The 19,306-nt window shown below is 63.9% G+C and carries 13 protein-coding genes and 1 pseudogene; 11 read left to right on the top strand and 3 right to left on the bottom strand.

Features of this window, described 5'->3' with window-relative positions:
* Positions 1 to 177 precede the first annotated feature (177 nt).
* Together QME84_02055 and QME84_02050 are read left to right on the top strand one after the other, a co-directional pair.
* Positions 178 to 1,545: a type III PLP-dependent enzyme gene (locus QME84_02055; protein ID MDI6873059.1), complete on the top strand. Its 1,368-nt coding sequence runs from the start codon at positions 178 to 180 to the stop codon at positions 1,543 to 1,545.
* A gap of 264 nt (positions 1,546 to 1,809) precedes the next feature.
* Positions 1,810 to 2,379, top strand: a complete 570-nt coding sequence (locus QME84_02050) for a GNAT family N-acetyltransferase (GenBank protein MDI6873058.1) — start codon at positions 1,810 to 1,812, stop codon at positions 2,377 to 2,379.
* An 8-nt stretch (positions 2,380 to 2,387) separates the two neighbouring features.
* On the opposite strand, the gene QME84_02045 is transcribed toward QME84_02050, so the two are convergent.
* Positions 2,388 to 4,511 carry an ATP-binding protein gene (locus tag QME84_02045; GenBank protein ID MDI6873057.1) on the bottom strand — a complete coding sequence of 708 codons (2,124 nt, stop codon included), beginning with the start codon at positions 4,509 to 4,511 and terminating at the stop codon, positions 2,388 to 2,390.
* Positions 4,512 to 5,065: 554 nt separating this feature from the next.
* On the opposite strand from QME84_02045, the gene QME84_02040 reads away from it, so the two are divergent.
* From QME84_02040 to QME84_02025, 4 genes and pseudogenes are all read left to right on the top strand, one after another.
* Positions 5,066 to 5,593 carry a hypothetical protein gene (locus QME84_02040; GenBank protein MDI6873056.1) on the top strand — a complete coding sequence of 176 codons (528 nt, stop codon included), beginning with the start codon at positions 5,066 to 5,068 and terminating at the stop codon, positions 5,591 to 5,593.
* A gap of 251 nt (positions 5,594 to 5,844) precedes the next feature.
* Positions 5,845 to 5,976, top strand: a complete 132-nt coding sequence (locus tag QME84_02035; GenBank protein ID MDI6873055.1) for a hypothetical protein — start codon at positions 5,845 to 5,847, stop codon at positions 5,974 to 5,976.
* Positions 5,977 to 5,994: 18 nt separating this feature from the next.
* Positions 5,995 to 6,666, top strand: a pseudogene (locus QME84_02030) (enoyl-CoA hydratase/isomerase family protein).
* Between the two features lie 239 nt (positions 6,667 to 6,905).
* A complete protein-coding gene (locus tag QME84_02025; protein ID MDI6873054.1) occupies positions 6,906 to 8,171 on the top strand; it encodes a thiolase family protein in 1,266 nt (421 codons plus the stop codon).
* A gap of 211 nt (positions 8,172 to 8,382) precedes the next feature.
* Here the strand turns inward: QME84_02025 and QME84_02020 are convergent, their stop codons facing one another.
* Positions 8,383 to 8,988 (bottom strand): TetR/AcrR family transcriptional regulator, encoded by a 606-nt coding sequence (locus QME84_02020; GenBank protein ID MDI6873053.1) that lies wholly within the window; start codon positions 8,986 to 8,988, stop codon positions 8,383 to 8,385.
* A gap of 765 nt (positions 8,989 to 9,753) precedes the next feature.
* Here QME84_02020 and QME84_02015 point away from each other — a divergent pair.
* From QME84_02015 to QME84_01995, 5 genes are all read left to right on the top strand, one after another.
* Positions 9,754 to 11,367, top strand: a complete 1,614-nt coding sequence (locus tag QME84_02015; protein ID MDI6873052.1) for an AMP-binding protein — start codon at positions 9,754 to 9,756, stop codon at positions 11,365 to 11,367.
* Between the two features lie 340 nt (positions 11,368 to 11,707).
* Positions 11,708 to 13,189, top strand: a complete 1,482-nt coding sequence (locus QME84_02010; GenBank protein MDI6873051.1) for an acyl-CoA dehydrogenase family protein — start codon at positions 11,708 to 11,710, stop codon at positions 13,187 to 13,189.
* Entirely contained in the window at positions 13,186 to 14,250 is a 1,065-nt protein-coding gene (locus tag QME84_02005) for an acyl-CoA dehydrogenase family protein (protein MDI6873050.1), read from the top strand. The genes QME84_02010 and QME84_02005 overlap by 4 nt, the downstream gene beginning before the upstream one ends.
* Positions 14,251 to 14,390: 140 nt before the next feature.
* Entirely contained in the window at positions 14,391 to 15,392 is a 1,002-nt protein-coding gene (locus QME84_02000) for a nitroreductase family protein (protein MDI6873049.1), read from the top strand.
* Between the two features lie 230 nt (positions 15,393 to 15,622).
* On the top strand, positions 15,623 to 17,359 hold the full coding sequence (locus tag QME84_01995; protein ID MDI6873048.1) for an AMP-binding protein: 1,737 nt from the start codon (positions 15,623 to 15,625) through the stop codon (positions 17,357 to 17,359).
* Positions 17,360 to 17,430: 71 nt separating this feature from the next.
* Here QME84_01995 and QME84_01990 read toward each other — a convergent pair whose 3' ends face one another.
* Positions 17,431 to 19,296 carry an ASKHA domain-containing protein gene (locus QME84_01990; GenBank protein MDI6873047.1) on the bottom strand — a complete coding sequence of 622 codons (1,866 nt, stop codon included), beginning with the start codon at positions 19,294 to 19,296 and terminating at the stop codon, positions 17,431 to 17,433.
* Positions 19,297 to 19,306 lie beyond the last annotated feature (10 nt).

The following is a 19,306-nucleotide window of genomic DNA, read 5'->3' as shown; positions in this document are numbered from 1 at the left end:
CCGCAGTCCGTAGGTCGAACAGCTGGACGGAGGTGGGGCATTATGCCGTCGGACCTGCTGACTGAACCGGAGCGGCAGGTTGCCGCGAATCCCTGTCCCGCACCGCCATGGGTTAGCGGGGCAAGGGAGGGGCGGACCGCGCGTCGGGGAGAAATTGACTCCACGTCCAGGCCCTCCATGAGGGAACTGGCGAAGGCCTTCTTCAGGGTCTACGGGCGATTTCCCAGCTCGGACGGTCATTCCCACCGAAAATTCCTCATAAAGGCGGGATATGACGGCTCCAGCTACCCGCAGCCCCTGGTGCTGGAGGGATGTTCCAATGCGCTTGCGGAAGTTCCCTGGAATTACAGCCGCGGAACCCTTCACTATCGGGGCCATGACTCCTTTATGACCATAGGCCCGGCAGACCACGTCCTCATAAGCGAGGTGAAGAGGAAGTACGCCTTTGCTCGCACTCCCTTCCTGGTCTTCGACATCTCCAGGGTGATGGACAACTACCTTCTCTTTCGGCGCCTCCTGAACGGGGCCGAGATATTCTACCCCGTTAAATGCAACGACCACCCCTTACTTCTGGGTTTGTTGCGGGACTGGGATTCCGGTTTCGAGGCCGCTTCCTGGGCGGAGATCCGCAGCCTACTGGCGATGGGCGTGGAGCCGGACAGGATAATCTTCGGCGCACCCATCAAGGCCGAGGAGCACATCGCCTCCGCCTGGCGCGCGGGGGTCAAGATCTATGCCTTCGATTCGCGGGAGGAGGTCGAGAAGCTGGCCCGGTCGGCGCCGGGCGCACGGGTTTATCTGCGAATCTCCGTTCCCGACCTGGGAGCCAGCGTGTTCCCGCTCTCGGGCAAGTTCGGGGCTCCCCTTCACGACGCCCACCGTCTTCTCTGGTTCGCCCGCCGGAAGGGGCTTAGGCCGGTGGGCCTTTCCTTTCACGTAGGATCCCAATGCCTGGACCCCTCCGCCTGGTGGCTTGCCGTGGCCGCGGCAGCCCGCGTCTGGGAGGGGGCTGCCAAGCAGGGGATGAAGCTGGAATTCCTTAACCTGGGAGGGGGAATCCCCGTTTCCTACCGCTTGCCGGTGCCGGATAAAGAGGTCTTCATCAGCCACATCAACCTGGCTTTGAGGGGGCATTTCCAGAAGCCGCCCCGGGTCTTGGTGGAGCCCGGGCGGGCCATGGTAGGAGATGCGGCGGTCATGGTGGCCACGGTCATAGGGAAAGCCCATCGTCAGGGGATGGACTGGGTGTATATCGACGCCGGCACTTACCAGGGATTGGTGGAAGCGGTGCAGGAGAAAGAACGTTTTTCCTACCAGGTCTATGCAGAGGGTAAGGGCCCTCTCCGGCGCTATAACGTGGGCGGTCCGACCTGCGACTCGGAGGACGTGGTGGCGCGGGAGGTGATCCTTCCCGAGCTGAGGTGCGGTGATCGAGTGTATATCCTCAACGCCGGAGCCTACAGCAACGTCTGCGCCACGGAGTTCAACGGTTTCTCTCCCCCCGAGGTCCATTTCACGTGTAGCGACGCGGTGGTCCACCGGTGAGCAGGTAAGGAAACTCCACGTGGTCCATGCATGCGGGGGATGACAACATCAACAACGCAGTGGTCCACCGGGGAGCGGGGGAGGGAACGGAAAGGAGCAATATCCGGGCATCGGTGCCAGGAATGTATTGCGCCTGAATTGAACGTGGAAGGGAGCCGAGGAGTCACCCGGTGTCGGTCCTCGAGAACGAAACTGGTGAATTCCAAAGCTTGCCAACTTGGAGGATAGGGGAAGAGAGGACAGCGAAGGGAGTGGAAGATGGGGATGGCGGACAAAGGGGTTGGCGGGGAGATAACGACCCTCCTCTACCGGGATGACCTCCCAGCGGAGTGGGAGGGCTACCTATGGGAGAAATACCGGGAGAGCTTCGGTTTCTTGGATACCTACCAGGACCAAGTTTGTTACGACCGGGAGTCTTTCCTGGAGGCGCTGCGGGACCCCAGGTACCTGAAGTTCGTGGTCCTGGAGGATGGCGCCCCCAGGGGGCTGGCCCTGGCCACCAACGACTTGGAAAGGGCTTCCGTGGCCTACATCAACCCCGAATATATCCGGAAGCGGTTCCCGCGCCAGGTGGAGGAGGGTAGATTCTATTACGTGACCACCATCTACGTGGACCCCGCGGTCCAGGGAATGGGCCTGGTGAAGTCCATGCTCCGGTCCATGCTCTCCTATATGCGGGAGGGAAACCGCATCGCGGGGTTCGATTTCTGCCAGTCCAAGGAGTTTCTGGCCGGCTTGATCGAGGACTTGAGCCGGGACCCAGAGGTGAACATCCCGGTCCGTGCCCGGCGGCTGGACGCCCAGATATACTATGTCCTGGAACTGGAACCGTAATCCCGAACTCAGGTGGCTTCCCGCCAGAGGGGGAGACGGAAGGAGAACTCGGTCCCTCGTCCCGGCTCCGTGTCCACCTCGATCTCCGTCTCCAGGAGGTCGGCGATGAGGCGCACGATGTACAGCCCCAGCCCGGCCCCCGACTGGTGCTTGTTCACGTCCTCCAATCGGTCGAAGGGGTTGAATATGTTGCGCACCTCCGAGGGATCCATGCCCTTACCGAAATCGCGGACCGAGATGCGTACCCGGTCCTCCTCCAGGTCCGCCCGAAGGATGACCGGGCTGTCCGGGGGGCTGAAACGGATGGCGTTGCTCAGTATATTCCGCAGGAGCAAGGTAAGATAGGAACGGTCCGTGGTCACCATCACCTTTTCCGTTGGCACCTGGCTCTTGACCCGGAAGCCCTGGTCCGGCCCAAACTCGTTCTTGAGGTCCTCGAACATCTTCTGTACCGGGATCACCTGCTTGACTACCGGGGTTTCCTTGTTCTGGAAGCGGGAAATGGTGATGAACTGGTCCAGCAGCGCGGTAAGGCGCTGACAGGAATGAATGATGTTTTCCAGGCACTCCTGGCGCTTTTCCTCGCTGAGCTGCCGGTAATTATCCCTCAGGATCATGGAATAGCCCTGCAAGATGGTGATGGGGGTGCGGAACTCGTGGGAGGTCACGTTGATGATGTCCGCCTTGAAGCTGTCCAGCTCCTCCACTTTACGCTGCGTCTTGCGGGCCTCCTCCAGCTGGGTCAGGAGGTAGTTGGAAAGAAGGTAGTTCTCAATATAGATCCCCGCCCGTTCGCAGAAACGACTCAGGAACTCCAGGTCCATGGGTTCCACCCCTCCCCGCGCCTTGTGCCCCACCAGGAGCACCCCCACCTCCCCCAGGCTTCCCCGGATGGGGAGGAGGGCCACCAGGCCGGCTTCCTTCATGCTTCTCTCGAGGGAGGAAGAGCCTCGCCCGGCGGCGATGTCCTCCAGAACCACCGGCGCGGTTATCAACCGATGCAGGGGGGAGCCGGTGTAGGATATCTCATGGAAGGGAACCAACTCTCCTTCCCGGCGGCGCGTCCCCGCCAGCCAGTCACCCTTCCCGGTGAATATCTCCCGGGGTATGGCCACCATGAGCTCGGTGAGGCCCAGTCTCTCGCAGATAAGGCGCGTGGATTCGCGGATGCCGGTTCGCATGTCGGGAGTGGTAAGCAGTTCGGAGGCCCGGTGCAGGAGCTCCATCTCGTCGTAGAGACCGGGAAAGAGGAAGAGGGAGGCCAGGCGGTAGCCCACCTCGCGCGCCGCGGGGGCCAGCCCGAGGGCCACGGCCAGGATGAGGAAGGAAACGGCCCTGTCCAGGGCCGGGTTTTCCGGCCACCGGCCGTGGAGCAGCCAGTACAGGGTAAGCAATGGGACCCCGAAGAGGGCGATGGAGAAGAGGTAGGCGAACAGGCGGCGGACGGCGATGCGCACGTCGAGCAGCCGGTAGCGCAGGATGGCATAGGCGGTGAAGGCGGCCGGAATGATAACCGCAAGGAAGGTGTAGTCGGAGGTTACGTCCCTGGCCATGAGGCCGGGAAGTAGGATGGTGAAGACGAAGGCCAGAAGGAAGAAGAGGCCGAAGCCGATGAGTATGTACAGCGCGCGCCAGCGGTCCATGCCGCGGGAATGGCGCCACTGCAAGAAGACGCAGAGCAGTCCTCCACCACCTAGGAAGGCGAAGTAGACCACGAATAGGGTATACAGGCTCCCGTACTGCATCAGGTAAGCCCCGCTCGCCGCCTCGGCACGGCGGATGACGAGGTCGGTGAGGGAAGCCAGGAAGAGGAGGAACCCGGAGGAGAGGACGGACAGGTCCAGAACTCCGCCGCGCCGCAGCCCCCTGTAGAAGTCCAGTCCGAAGAGGAAGAAAAAGGACACCGCCAGGGAGGCGACGGCGTAGGCGAAACGGTACTGGGTGGTGACAAAGAGCACCGAGGGTTGGGCGAAGAGGCGGTCCATGAAACCGGACAGGAGCCACAGGGAGACCGTGACCAGGAAGAGGGAGAAGTAAGTGTGCGCCCGGGTTCGCTTCCTGGCGGAGGCCACGGCCAGGGCAAGGGCAAGAATGAGCGCGGCCTCTGCTGCGGTGATGATGAATTTCGCCACTGCCCCTCCCCGGGTCTACCCCACCCTTTCTACAAGGGGCCTGATCCTTTGCCGGAAGAAAATCCGGCTCTCACCCGAGCGTAATTTGCCTTCGTGGAGCCTGTTCGTCGCCGGTACGGTCCGGATCGAGTTGGCACCAGGTTTAATTTTAATCCAAAAACGGCGGGATGTGCTTGACATCCGTGATCCGCTTCTCTTCCCTTATTACGGATCTGCTATCCAGGACCCCGCTTCTCTTCCCTTATTCCGAATCACGATACTTATTCTTGCTCTTCCTCATCCTGGCTTACCCGAATCCGTTGGGTGGCTGGAACATCGGGACGGGCGGCATCACCAATACCGCCTGGCGGGGTGAACGATAGGAGAGTAGACGGAGGCTGCCCCGGCTCCTTCCCTGCATCGGGGGCGGGGGATGATAAGATACCCTTGCGGGCGGAGCCCGCCGCGGCGGAGGCGGCCGGCGGGGAGGCCGTCCCCGCAAGTCGAGACCGGCGAAGGTTTTGTTGGCGGGGAAGTCGTGATCCGGAAGAGTCCTGGGCGAGGGAGGGATGTTCTTGGGTAAGTGGGGATGGAGATTGGCGGCTGTCCTGCTCCTGGCAACGCTGGCGGCCACGGCTCTCGGTTGCGGAAGGAAAGGGGAAGGGTCCACGGGTCCGCGGATAAGCGTGGAGAGAAGCGGGGAAGGAAGCGAGGGGAGCGCAGTGATACTGCACGGCGAGGGCACCGAGTCCCAGGTGGAGGTCTGGAAGTTCGATCCCGAGGAGGAGTCCTTGGGCACGCCCGTTTACCCGGGGGCCGAACTGGTGCCCGGAAGTGCCCTGGTCTCGCGCACGGTACAGGGGGAGAGGGCGCTCCTCAGCCACCAGGCGGAATACGTAACCTCCGACGATTACCAGGCCGTGGTCCGGTGGTACCGGGAGAAGATGGGCGCACCCCTGGAGAGCGACGACCGGGAGGTCGCCTGGGTGAAGGGGGAGGAAAGCGGGGTCATAAGGTCGGTGATGGCGGAGGAAACCGAAGAGGGTACGCGGATCCGGATCATCAGGCTCAGTGGCGACCTAGACCTGCGCCTCGAGGAGTGAGCCGTTCGGTGGAAGACCCTGGGATCGGCTGAATAGAGGGACCTGGAGCTCGACCATCACGGCATCTTCCGGTGCACCCTGTATTCCGGGTCGCCTGGAGCGGATGATGTGGAAGATGGCGGCGCAGGTTCGAGGAAAGGGAAAGGAGCCATAGATAACCAACCCCTGCCTTTTGGCGGTAACCCGGGCAGCAGTGTGGGGAATGAGGGAACCGAAAGGGCGATGGTAGTACCAGGAAAAGGGAGGGAGCCATGGAATTCGAGACCTTGCGCTTCGAGCTAGAGGGGGAGCTGGGAATCCTGACCTTCAACCGCCCGGATAGGGCCAACGCGGTGAACTCCGTGATGCTCGAGGAGCTTAACGCCTTTTGGAGGGAGATGTAGAACCGCGACGACTGCCGGGTACTAATCCTGACCGGTGAGGGCGAGAAGGGGTTCTGTTCCGGCCTGGACCTCAAGGAAGCCGCCGACTCCGGAGGGGGGTTCCTCAGCGAGGGGGTGACCGGGCAAAACATGTGGAAGGGTCAGAGGCGCTTCTCCGGCCTCATCGAGCTCATGCGCGCCTGTCCCCAGCCGGTGATAGCCGCGGTGAACGGCGCGGCCATGGGAGCGGGGTTCAGCTTCGCCATGGCCGCCGACGTACGACTGGCGGCTCCAGAGGCCAGGTTCTGCGCCTCTTACATCAACATCGGGCTGGGGGGCGCGGACATGGGGTCCAGCTTCCTCCTCTGGCGCCTCGTAGGATGGGGCAGGGCGGCGGAACTCCTCCTTACCGGAAGGGTGATCGGCGCCGAGGAGGCCTACCGCATGGGCCTGGTCAACGAGGTGTGTACCCGGGAGGAACTCATGCCGCGGGCCAGGGAGATGGCGCGCATGATGCTGGAGAAATCGCTGCTGGGGCTGCGCCTGACCAAGGATGCCCTCAACGCCGCCCTGAACTGCCTGAGCCTGGCCGACGCCCTGCGCCTGGAGGATCGCAACCAGGTGCTGCTCATGGAGAACCTGCTCATCGCCGGGGGCATGATCTCCTCCTCCTCTCCCCCCGCCCAGAGGGGCAAGGCCGCGGAGGGATAAGCGGCAACGCCCCCGTGGTTGTGACGGCGGGCACGCCGTTACGAAAGGAGCGGGAGAGGACGGCGAAAAAGGGTTCCTTCGCTTATCCGGGAATCCGTTCGGAGATCGGCGCGCCGGCCGGGGAAGGCGGGGTTGAGTTACATACTCCGGTATGTTTAAATCATGTTGCCGGCGAGGTCAGCGCGCTTCACCCTTTTTAAACGGGTCCGCGTGGAGAGGGAGGAACGAAGGAGGAAGGGATGGGAGACGACGTATATATCGTGGGCGTGGGCATGATCCGCTTCGGGAAGTACCCGGAGAAGAGCATCAAGCAGATGACCGCCGAGGTCATCGACGTCCTGCTCAAGGACTGCCCGGTGGAGAAGAAGGACATCCAGGCGGCCTGGTTCTCTAACTCCTTTTGGGGGATCGTCACCGGGCAGCACAGCATCCGCGGCCAGGTGGCCCTCACCCCCCTGGGCATCCAGGGGATACCGGTGATGAACGTGGAGAACGCCTGCGCCGGGGCCACCAGCGCCCTGCACGGGGCCTACCTGGGCATCAAGGCCGGCCAGTACGATATCGCCCTGGCCATCGGGGTGGAGAAGATGTACAACCCCGAGAACAAGCAGGCCATGTTCGAGATGTTCATGTCCAACGCCGACGTGGAGTTCATCCGGGCGGTTATCGAGGCCTTCCAGGCCGACGAGCGGAAGAAGGCGGAAGAGGCCGCGACCCGGGGTGAGATTAAGGCGGAGGGAGGCGGGGGAGGACGCTCTCCCTTCATGGATATTTACGCCATGGCCGCCCGTATGCACATGGAAAAATATGGTACCACGCAGAGGCAGCTGGCGGTCATCGCCGCCAAGAACCACTATCACGCCAGCCTCAACCCACTGGCCCAGTACCAGGTGAACATGACCGTGGAGGAGGTGCTGGCCGACCGCCTGGTGGCCTATCCGCTGACCCGGGCCATGTGCGCGCCCATGGGTGACGGGGCCTCAGCGGCCATCCTCTGCTCCGAAAGGGCCCTGAGGCGCATGACCGGGGCCCGACCGGTCAGGATCCTGGCCTCCGTCCTGACCTCGGGTTCCCTCCCTGAAGGAGGAGAGATGGACCTCATCGGCAAGCGCCTCAGCGCCGAGGCCTACGAGAAGGCCGGGGTGGGTCCGGAGGACATCGACGTGGCCGAGGTCCACGACGCCACCGCCTTCGGGGAGCTCCTGCAGACCGAGGAACTGGGCTTCTGCGGGGAGGGGGAGGGGGGACCCTTCGCCGAGTCCGGGGCCACCAAGCTGGGTGGGAAGTTGCCCGTAAACACCAGCGGTGGCCTGGAGTGCCGCGGGCACCCCATCGGCGCCTCGGGAATCGCTCAGATCCACGAGCTGGTGACCCAGCTGCGCTGGGAGGCCGGCAAACGACAGGTGGAAGGGGCGCGCATCGCCCTCTCCGAGAATGGAGGCGGCTTCATCGGCACCGGCGAGGCGGCCATGTGCATACACATACTCGAGAGGGTGGACCGGTAGACCACTGCCCCAAGGGGCGGCGCTTATCACCAAGCCCGTCACGCGTTCACATCCTCGAGAATGTGGACCGGGTGGAGATACCTCTTTCCGCGCCGCGGGTGGAGGCTTGGTTTCCGAAAAGGGATAAAGGGAAGGAGCGGCGCGCCGGGTTGTAGCGCATGGAGAAGATCCATAGCTGTTCGAGGATCGGGCCACGGGGCTGGAAGGGGACTCATGCCCGGATGCCGCGTAGTATCAGCTCCATGAGGCGCTCACAGGCCTCCAGGAGGTCGAAGGAGCCGTCGGTGAGACACCAGTGGTAGAGCTGGCCACGGAAGGCGTTGATGAGCACGGTGGTCAGCTCCTCGGGGGGAAGGTCTGAGCGTATCTCTCCCCGCTCCTGCCCCTCCCGGATGAGCCGGTTGGTTATCCGGTAGAGGTTCCTTCCCGGGTTGACCAGGTAGGGTTCCCGCATGTGGGGCGCGATCTGGGAGTGATAGAGCACCTTCATGAGGGTGACCCCCAGGTCGGACATGAGCCGGATGGCCTCCCGGTTGAAGGTGCGCAGCTTGTCCAGGCTGTTCGCTTCGACGGGGAGACTTTCCGCCACCACCGCGTAGTGGCGGTCCATGTTCATGAACTCCTCCAGGATGATCTGGTCCTTGGAGCGGAAGTGGGCGTAAAAGGCTCCCTTGGTCATCCCCAGGCGGCGGCAGATCTCGTCCACGCTGACGTTCTCGTAGCCCTTGCGGGCGAAGAGGTCGATGGCCGTCTTGTAGATGCGTTGGCGGGTACGCAATCCCCTTTCCCTGCGGCTGAGTTCCTTCCTTTCCTTCACGGCTTGAGGTCTCCCTCCCTTCGACCGGTCCCGCTTTCGCCGCGGTGGAGATGACGCCGGGGCGTTGGCCCTCACGTCGCTCCCTCCCTTGGGCGCGAATGTTGGTTCACATCACCGTTTTCCAGGTCCCGTTCCAGCAGCGGGGCGGAAGGGCGATGAACCTCCGAGTTTCCTTCGGGCCCTCCGTCTATTTATCGGAGAAAGCATCCCCTCTTTTTCGCCTTCCGCTTGACAGGCGCTCCCGATAATATTAAAAAGATAATAACATACTCGGGTATGTAAAAGCGTATTCCGGCAAGGTGGGTTAGCGGGGAGGTTCGGGAGAGGGTAAAATCTCCTTGCGGGGACGGCCGCGGGGGCTGCTGTCCGGATGTTCCAGGCGGAAACGGGGAGAGGGTAAAGGTCGGTTTCCGTGATCGTCCACCTCCGTTCGGCTCGAATTCCGTCATGGATGCAGGGTTGAGGGCAGGACTTCAAAAACCGCATCGTGCTCACCGAAAGCAGGCATCAGCCCGGCAAACGGGCACCGCGGCCTCAAGTTCCTCCGACAGATGTGGGGCAAAGCGGGGAGAAAATCGGCGCCGGACGTGCAGCGGAGGGATTTCCCGTATCCGGAGGGAGGGCGGTGGCGGAAAGGATGAGAGGTTGTGACCTTCTTGTGAGGCGGCCCCTCTTGCAGGGCGTTCCACGGATGGAGGCGGAACCGGCGGAGGGCAGGTGTAAGAGTCGGGAGACGAAGGCTCGGGAAGAGATGAGGTGATGAACATGACCGAAAAGAACCCGGCGCTCATGTTCCACCAGTTGGAGATGCGCATGGAAGAGAAGCCCGAGTTCGTGGGGCTCATCTTCGAGAACGGGGGTCTCTACCGGGACGAGCCGCTCACCTACCGGCAGCTGGTAACCAACACCTTCAAGGTGGCCAAGGGCCTGCGGGAGAGCGGCATCGGCAAGGGAGACGTGGTGGCCACGGTGATGCGCAACCACCCGGAGATGGTCTACCTTATGGGGGCTACCAACCTGCTGGGCTTCGTCTTCGTGCCCATCGACCCGCGCTCCAAGGGGGAGAAGCTGGCCTACATGCTGGGGGACTGCAAGGCCAAGGCGGTGGTCACCACGGCGGACCTGCTCCCGGAGGTGGAGGCCCTGGCGAAGGACATACCGGGCATCGAGCGCATCTGGCTGAACCTCAAGCCGGACGCGGACCTTTCCCTGGCCTCCAGATACCCTACCATAAACGAGCTGGTGGACGGCCCGGACATCTACGAGCTGGAGGACCGGGTGGACGATCCCACCCTTCCCATGGAGATCATCTACACCTCCGGGGTGACGGGGAATCCCAAGGGGGTGGTGGTCAAGGCCACCCGGACCCTGATGTACACCGCCCTGGCCAAGATGGTGTGGGGGTACAAGGAGGACTCCATCCTCTACACCGGCCTTTCCCTGACCCATGGCAACGCCCAGGCGGTGACCCTCATGTCCGCCATCGCCCTGGGCATCCGCGCCGTCATCAGCCAGCGCTTCACCAAGAGCCGCATCTGGGACATCTGCCGCCGTTACGGGTGCACCACCTTCTCCCTCCTGGGCGGGATGATGTCCGGCATCTACAATGAACCGCCGCGCCCGGACGACGCCGACAACCCGGTGGAGGTGGTCATCTCCGCCGGCACCCCCATCGCCATCTGGGAGGATTTCGAGAAGCGCTTCAACGTCAAGATCCTGGAGTGGTACGGCGCGGTGGAGGGCGGTTTCGCCTATAAGCCCATCGACCAGGGGCCCATAGGCTCCTTCGGGAAGCCCATCGAGGGTCTCATGGAATACAAGATCGTGGACGAGAACGACAACGAGGTGCCGCCCGGGGTCACTGGGGAGTTGCTCATGCGCGCCGTGAACCAAAAGCCGGAGGTTGAGTACCACGGCCGCCCGGAGGACTCGGAGAAGAAGACGCGGGGCGGCTGGTTGCGCACCGGGGACATGGTGCACCGGGACGAGGAGGGCTGGCTGTTCTTCGACTACCGCAAGGAGGGGGGCGGGCTGCGCCGCCAGGGGGAGTTCATCATCCCCTCCTACGTGGAGAAGGTCATCGGGGAGCATCCCGACGTCTCCGAGGTCTGCGTGTACGGCATCCCCGCCGCCTCGGGGGCCCCGGGGGAGAGCGACCTGGTGGCCGCCGTGGCCCCCTTCGAGGGGAGGACCATAGATCCGGCGTCCATCTTCAAGAAGGCTGCCGAGGGGCTGGAGAGGAACGCCGTTCCCAGCTATATCCAGGTGGTGGACGAGATCCCCAAGAGCGCCTCGGAGAAGTACCTGGACCGGGTGCTCAGGGACCAGTTCTCGCCGGACGCGGAGAACGTGTACCGGCTGGAGGACTACCAGGTCTGAAGGAAGCCGTTCCCAGCTATATCCAGGTGGTGGACGAGATCCCCAAGAGCGCCTCGGAGAAGTACCTGGACCGGGTGCTCAGGGGCCAGTTCTCGCCGGACGCGGAGAGTGTCTGGGGGCCGGAGGACTGCCAGGCCTGAGAGGCGGAGGTCCGTGGGACATCCGTTTCCGGGGACCGGATTTTGGGGAACGGGTGGGCGCGTGCCGTATAACCCGTGGGGGATGAGGCTGGGGCGCGTGTCGGAGGATGCGCGGGCACGTGGGCGAAGCGATGCTGGATCGTATTCAGGCATGGGATAGTTGCGCTTCGGATCGGGAACCCGGAAAGGAAGGGGGTAAGATGATCGGTCAGGAGTTGAGCGAGACGGGAAAGAGGCTTTTCCGCGACTTCCCCATCCTGCGCATGCTGTGGGAGAGCGGGCGGAAGAAGGGGATACGGGAGACCATCGCCCTCATTGAGAAGGCGGAGGAATTCAACCGCACCTTCGCCGTGCCCCGCGCCCTGGAGCTGGACATGCGCATGGAGAGGGAGCCGGAGTACTTCGACTGGGAGATCATGCGCCGGGCCTGCAAATACCGTTTTCTATCCATCTTCATCCCCAGGCAGCTGGGGGGAGTAGCGGGCGAGTTCATGGTCACCAACACCTCCCTGCTCATGGATGAACTGTGCTCCGGGTGCTCAGGCATCGCCCTGGCCGTGGGGGCCCACAGCCTTGGGGTGGCCCCGTTGATCACTTCCGGGGCCCTGGCCCACTGGGACACGGTGCTCAAGGAGATCGTGGAGGGGGAGCTCAAGGAGCAGCCGGTGACCATGGCCTATGCCATCACCGAGCCCTCGGCGGGGACCGACGTGGAGGAGCCGGAGTACCTGGAGAAGGCCAGGCTCTCCCTGGAGGCCAAGAAGGTCAAGGGCGGCTACGTGCTCAACGGACGGAAGTGCTTCATCTCCGACGGGAGCGAGGCCAAGTACTTCACCGTGTGCGCCGCCCTGGACCGCAACCGGCCCCTGCAGACCTGGACCACCTTCCTGGTGGAGAGGGGCATGGAAGGATTTTCCACTCCCCGTGTGGAGCTCAAGATGGGACAGCGGGCCAGTCACGCCGCGGAGCTCCTCTTCGAGGACGTCTTCGTCCCCGATTCCCACGTCCTGGGCTACGAGGGGGACGGCATGGGCAACGGCATCCTCATGATCATGGCCGCCTCACGGGGCCCGGTGGGTTCCATCGCCACCGGCATCGCCCGGGGAGCCCTCCAGCATTTCCTGGCCTGGGCCAGGACCAAACGAAACGGCAAGCGTCCCATCGACGAGGACCGCATACGCATGAACCTGGCGGATATGTGGGGCATGGTCCAGGAGAACCGCGGCCTGTACATGAGCAACGCCATGCTCGGGGATGCCATCTTCGGAAAGGCCTTGGACAACCCCATCATGAACCTCACCCTGGGTCTGCCTTCCTCCCTGCGCACCATGCCCCTCATGCGCAACTTCCTCAATTCCTATTACGGGAAGGCCATGATCAACGCCATCCTCCGCTACTATCTCAAGGACGAGGACATGACCCAGCTCCTGGAGACGGCCTCCCTGGCTAAGTTCTCCTGCGCCGACAATGCCATGGAGCTGTGCTCCCGGGCCCTCAGCATCATGGGCCCGGAGGATTCCGAGGAGCGCCGCTGGGTGGAGAAGTGCTACCGCGACGCCAAGCTCACCCAGATCTACGAGGGCACCAACCAGCTCAACCGCTTGGTGGTGAACAACATCCGCTTCGAGGAGACCCTGCGGGTGGAAGTCCCCCGCCCGTTCAAGAAGGGGGTGATGGCATGATCGGGGTTCCCTGGGCCAAGGAGTCCAAGCAGTACGCGGTGCTGCGGAGCAACGCCCTCCACTTCGCCGCCGCCGAGCTGGCCCCCGTGGCCGACGACCTGGAGAAGACCGTGGACTCTCCACTCCTCTGGAAGGCGGTGGAGAAGGCCGGGGAGATGGGCATGCTGGCCGCCCTGGTACCCGAGCAGCTGGGGGGCGAGGGGGTGGACCTCTACTCCCTGTGCGTGGCCCTGGAGGAGAGCGCCGTGGAATGCGCGGGGTTCGCCGCCGCCCTGCTCTTCCACAACGCCGCCCTGGTCCCCCTGATCTACGTGGACCGCAAGGACCTGGTGGAGGAGTTTACCAAGGGGAGGCCCCTGTGCACCGTGGCCACCGCCGGGGAGGCCGCCCTGGAGGACGGGAAGATAAACGGGAGCGCTCCGTTCGTCTTCAATGTTCTGGAGGGCACCGTGGCGCTGCTCTTCCCGGGCTCCGGGGAAGGGCGGAAGGCTGCTTACGTGCGGACGGGCGCGCCCGGCGTGGAGACCCGGATCGACCCCTATCCCCTGGGATGGAGGGTGAGCAACTTCGCCACCCTGGACATGAAATCCGCGGAACCCGTTTACGTGCTGGACAAGTCGGAGAAGGAAGCGCTGGCGGCCACGGAGAGGACCCTCTACCTGGGCCTGGCGGCGGTGGCCAACGGCATCGTGCGCAAGGCCTTCCAGAAGGCCTACGAGTACGCCCGCCAGAGGTACCAGGCGGGGAAGCTGATCATCGAGCACCAGGCCATGCGCCTCATGCTGGCCCGCATGCTCTGCGCCATGGAGGAGGGCCGGGCGGTCATCCGCCGGGCCTGCAGCGTGGAGGAGCTGGGCCCGGCCATCATCGCCTGGAGGAGGGCGGGGGCCAATGCCTGCCAGGCGGCCATGGACGGGGTGCAGATACACGGCGGCTACGGCTACATGCGCGACTACGGCATGGAGAGGTTGATGCGGGACGCCAAGTACTGCCAGATGTTCCCCCGCCCCGAGGAGGAGCAGCTGCTGCGCCTCCTGGACATGGTGGAGACGGGTACCTGAGGCGTCAACCGGTAAGGCGGGATAACCCGGGTGCGGGTTGAAAGCGTGATAGCGGACCGACACGAAAGAGCATGGAACGCGGTGGAACCTAGCCCGGTATTTCCAGCGGAGGTCCGATTCGAGGAAGGAGGTAGAAGAGGTTGGCACTGGATAAATATTCCTACACCTACCTGCCTGCCCACCCGGAGGTGTGGTCGCTTTCAAGGATCGTGGTGGACGAGGAGAAATGCACCGGGTGCGGAAACTGTGTCCAGGCCTGCCCATGTGCCTGTCTTGAGGTGGTGGAAGGAAAGGCCAGAAAGATCGAGGGCGTGGTCTGCATGTCCTGTTCCGCCTGCGTGGCCCATTGCGAGAAGGACGCCATCCAGATGCAGGGTTTCTACAACGTGGAAAAGGGCCTCTTCAAGACCATGCTCCTCCACCCCGACGACGGGTATCCGAAGATACCCGAGGTGGAGGGGATAGAGGGGCTCACCCCGGTGGAGGAGGTCATCTACAAGCGGCGTAGCAACCGCATCTTCTCCAGGAAACCCGTTCCCGACGAGCTGGTGCGCCGGGTGGTGGAGGCCGGCCGCTTCGCGCCCTCGCACGGGAACAACCAGCCTTGGAGCTTCATTATCATCAACGACCGGGAGGAGATGGACAAGATAGCTAATATGATAGACCCATTGTATCGGCTGCTAGTGCGTCTATACTTCTATGGGGAGAAGAATCGATTGGTGAGAACGCTTCTGTCCTTGGGTTCCATCGCCGCTCCTCCGCTCATGGACCAGAGGGCCATAACGGGGGGGAGAGCCATCCTCAAGCCCAAGGACGTCTTCCTGGGAGCCCCCTGCCTCATCTACCTCCTCGGGGACAAGCGGGGAATCAACAACATGGACTTGGATATCGGAATCTGTGGACAGAATATGGTCTTGGCAGCGCACAGCCTGGGGCTGGTCACCTGCTGGATGGGATTCGCCGCCGTGGGGGCCAAGATGCTCCCCCACCTCAAGCGCTACCTGGGCATCAAGTGGCCCTACGTCCCGGTATCGGCCATCGTCCTGGGCTACCCGCGGGTGAACGCCGACTCCATGGTCAAGCGGGAGTTGCCCCGCATAACCTGGCGCAAGGGCGGCAAGACCTGGCAGGAAATGCCTTAAAGGGGTCAGGTCTTGAAATTTGATACCCACAGGGGTATCGCAGAGAAAGCCGATGGGTTGACGTCGCTTACGTTGCAGGTTCCTCCGCCACAAGGGAAGGAACCGCGAACCATCGGGGTCAATTGGGCCCCCAATGACCGCGGTGGATGTCGTATTAGAATGGAAAAGTCGAAGGATAACCTGAAGAAAAGACGGTGTCTGAGGCTGGATGCGTCGAAGGGGGTGGTGAAATGGCCGTGGAGACCAGGTCGGAGTTCCTGAGAAAGCTGGAGGAACGGGACCCCCGCCTGTACATGCTGGCGCAGCTCCTCTCCCACCGCGACGTGGTCTCGGGCGCCCTCCGGGCGGTGATGCGGTCGCGCTTCCCGGAGCATAAGGGCCTCCTCTCCAGGCTCCTGGAGCTGCGGGCGGAGGATAACCCCAACCGGGTGGGCCTCATCTTCGAGAACGGGGGTCAGTACCCGGATGAGAAACTCACCTACGCAAGGCTCTACGCCAACTCCCTGCGCCTGGCCCACGCTTTCCGCCGGGAGGGTTACGCCCGGGGAGACAAGATCGCCCTGGTCATGCGCAACCATCCCGAGTTCGTCTACGCCATGGCCGCCTGCACCATGCTGGGCACCATCCTGGTGCCCATCGACCCTCGGGCCAAAAGGGAAAAGCTGGCCTACCAGCTGTCCGATTCCGACGCCGTGGCCGTGATCACCACCGCCGACCTCCTCCCCGAGGTGGAGGAAGCGGCCAAGGGTATCCCCAACCTGAGGAAGATCTACCTCAACCTCAAACCGGATGCCGATCCCGCCCTGACTTCGAGGTATCCCACGGTGAACGAGATGCTGGACCAGCCACGGGTGGCCGACCTGGAGGACCGGGTGGACGACCCCGCCGCCCCGGTGCAGATAATCTACACCTCCGGGGTCACCGGGAACCCCAAGGGGGTGACCCTGGATTCGCGGCGCAACGCCATGTACTGCCTGCTGGGTTACCTGGTGTGGGGGTACCGGGATGACGACATCCTCTACACCGGGCTTTCCCTGGCCCACGGCAACGCCCAGGCGGTAACCCTCTTCCCGGCCCTGACCATGGGCATACCGGCGGTGATCAGCCAGCGCTTCACCAAGAGCCGCATCTGGGACATCTGCCGCCGCTACGGGTGCACCACCTTCTCCCTCCTGGGGGGGATGATGTCCGGCATCTACAACGAGCCCCCGCGCCCCGACGACGCCGACAACCCGGTGCGCATGGTCATCTCCGCCGGCACGCCCCGGGCCATCTGGGAGGACTTCGAGCGCCGCTTCGGGGTGCAGATACTGGAATGGTACGGGGCCATCGAGGGGGGTTTCGCCTACAAGCCCATCGGCGAGGGACCCATTGGTTCCTTCGGCAAGCCCATCCCCGGCCTGGTGGAGATGAGGGTGGTGGACGAGGAGGACAACGAGGTGCCTTCGGGCGTCACCGGGGAGCTCATCTGCCGCATGCTCACCCAGACCAAGGTGGACTACTACAAGAAACCGGAGGCCTCGGCGGAGAAGATGCGCGGGGGCTGGCTGCGCTCCGGGGACATGGTCCACCGCGACGAGGAGGGCTGGTTCTTCTTCGACTACCGCAAGGGCGGAGCCTTGCGCCGCGCCGGGGATTTCATCAAGCCCGACCTGGTGGAAAAGGTCATCGGGGAGCACCCCGACGTTTCCGAGGTCTGCGTATACGGGATCCCCGCCGCCTCGGGGGCGCCCGGGGAGAGCGACCTGGTGGCCGCGGTGGCGCCCTTCCCGGGGAAGTCCATCGATCCCGCGTCGGTGTTCAGGAAGGCGGCCGAGGGCCTGGAAAGAAATTCCATACCCAGCTACCTGCAGGTGGTGGACGAGATACCCAAGAGCCCCTCGGAGAAGCACCTGGACCGGGTGTTGCGGGACCAGTTCTCCCCCGACGCGGAGAACGTGTACAAGCTGGAGGATTACCTGGCCTAAGCCCGCTTTCAACCGGATGTGAGGGTCCGGGCGGCGCGAAGGGTGAGTGAACGGAGGGTTCGGGCTCGAGGTTACGTCCTCAGGCGGGCCCGGGCCCTGGACACCGCTTCCTCGGTGAGGTACATGGAGGCGGCAAAGAGGCGGGCCAGGGGAGGGTAGGCGGAGAGCTCCAGGTATTCGAGGTTCCCGGCGAGCTCCTCCGCCCTCCGCCGGAAATCTCCGGAGAGGAGCATGGACCGGGCTCCGGCCCCGGCGGCGTTTCCCACCTGGCGTATGTTCTCCAGGGGAAAGGGAGGGAGCATGGAGGTGGACAGGACGTCCAGGGGGTCCAGGTAACTCCCGAAGGCGCCGGCCAGGAGAACCTCCTTCACCTGGGAATGGGATACCCCGGCCTCAGCAAACAGGGCCTCTACCCCGGCGCGAATGGCCCCCTTGGCTTTCTGTATCTCCCGGATGTCCGACTGGGTAACGGCCACGCCTCCCTCGCCGCCTTTCCCCGGAGGGACCAGCCAGAAGGCCGCTTCCCCGCCCTTTTCGATCACCCCGGGATGTTCCGGGCGCAGGCGGCCGCTGTCCTCCAGGGCCCCCACCTTCAGGAGGGCGGCTAGGGCGGAGAGGATGCCCGAACCGCAGATACCTACGGGTGGGGCGTCGCCGATGGTAATGACTTCCAGCTCCCCGGCGGCGCTCACCACCACCCTCTCCACCGCCCCTTCCCCGGCGCGCATCCCCTGGCTTATCCCCATGCCCTCGAAGGCGGGACCCGAGGCGCAGGAACAGCAAAGCACCCTCCCGCCCACCTGCAGGGAGACCTCGGTGTTGGTCCCGATGTCCAGGAGCAGGCAAGGGCCTTCGCGTTCCGCGAGCCGGGTCGCGCAAACCGCGGCCAGGTAGTCGGAACCCACGTAGCCGGCCACGGGCGGGGGGAGGTAGACCCCCGCGCCGGGATGCAAGGAGAGGCCGAGGTCCCGGGCCTTGATCTCCAGGGGGAGGTCGGTGACCGGGAGGTAGGGACTGCGGGCCAGCCCCTCCACCGGGAGGCCCAGGAAGAGGTGGTGCATGGCCGTGTTGCCCACCAGGACTATCTCGAAGATGTCCCGGGGGGAATAGCCGGCGCCGGAGAGCATCCCGGCGAGGGCCTCGTCCAAGCTTTCCCTTACCAGGCGGGCCAGCTCTTCTCCTCTCCTCCGGTCCTCCAGGGCGTGCTGCATCCGGGTGATGACGTCCTCTCCGTAGGGCGCCTGCGGGTTCGGAAAGCCGAAGGACGAAATCGCCCTTCCGGTGACCAGGTCATGGGCGAAGATGGCCACCGTGGTGGTCCCCAGGTCCACGGCCACTCCGAGGACCCCCGCCCCAGGATGGGCCGCCCCCAGCAGCTCCCCTTCGCGTAAGACTGCTTGAACCTCCAGCTTCCCGGATCGCAGAAGGGCGGACATCTCCTTCAGACCCTCGAGGTCCGCCTTGACTCCGGCCGCCCGTCCCGCCTCGTCTATTCCGGACAGAAGGAGGGCGAGATCCGAACGGTGGTGACCTCTTGAGGAAAGCGCCGGCAGCCTCGCCCGCACCACCTTGACCGGCGGGTCGAGCGGCGGTACCTCCCAGGCGCCCTCCACCAGCAGGCGCTGTTCGCGGACCAGGGATGAGGCGGGTAGGTAGATCTTGAGGTTTCCCGCAGCCCGGGCCTGGCAGGCCAGTCGCACCCCTCGCCGCAGCTCTTCCCCCGAAAGCAGCTCCCGTTCCGCGTCCGTGGGCGGGGTGGCATTTCCTTCCAGGATATGGAAACGACATCTTCCGCAGGTCCCGCGGCCACCGCAGGTGCTCGCCACTTCCACCCTCTCCCGAACAAGGGAGTGGAGGATGATCTCATCCCGTGCCCCCTTAACGGTGATGCCCAGGGGCAACAGGGCTATTTCCACGTTCTTCCTGTCTGCTGCCAAACCCTATACC

It is taken from the genome of Actinomycetota bacterium (genome assembly GCA_030019255.1).
Taxonomy (GTDB): Bacteria; Actinomycetota; Geothermincolia; order Geothermincolales; family RBG-13-55-18; genus Solincola_A.
Note: the sequence above shows the minus strand (reverse complement) of the source record. Positions and strands in the feature narration are given on the sequence as shown.

Bases quoted from the DNA above. Each gene is read 5' to 3' on its own strand.
- QME84_02055 (MDI6873059.1), top strand. From the start codon at position 178: ATGAGGGAACTGGCGAAGGCCTTCTTCAGGGTCTACGGGCGATTTCCC.
- QME84_02050 (MDI6873058.1), top strand. From the start codon at position 1,810: ATGGCGGACAAAGGGGTTGGCGGGGAGATAACGACCCTCCTCTACCGG.
- QME84_02035 (MDI6873055.1), top strand. From the start codon at position 5,845: ATGGAATTCGAGACCTTGCGCTTCGAGCTAGAGGGGGAGCTGGGAATC.
- QME84_02025 (MDI6873054.1), top strand. From the start codon at position 6,906: ATGGGAGACGACGTATATATCGTGGGCGTGGGCATGATCCGCTTCGGG.
- QME84_02015 (MDI6873052.1), top strand. From the start codon at position 9,754: ATGACCGAAAAGAACCCGGCGCTCATGTTCCACCAGTTGGAGATGCGC.
- QME84_02010 (MDI6873051.1), top strand. From the start codon at position 11,708: ATGATCGGTCAGGAGTTGAGCGAGACGGGAAAGAGGCTTTTCCGCGAC.
- QME84_02005 (MDI6873050.1), top strand. From the start codon at position 13,186: ATGATCGGGGTTCCCTGGGCCAAGGAGTCCAAGCAGTACGCGGTGCTG.
- QME84_01995 (MDI6873048.1), top strand. From the start codon at position 15,623: ATGGCCGTGGAGACCAGGTCGGAGTTCCTGAGAAAGCTGGAGGAACGG.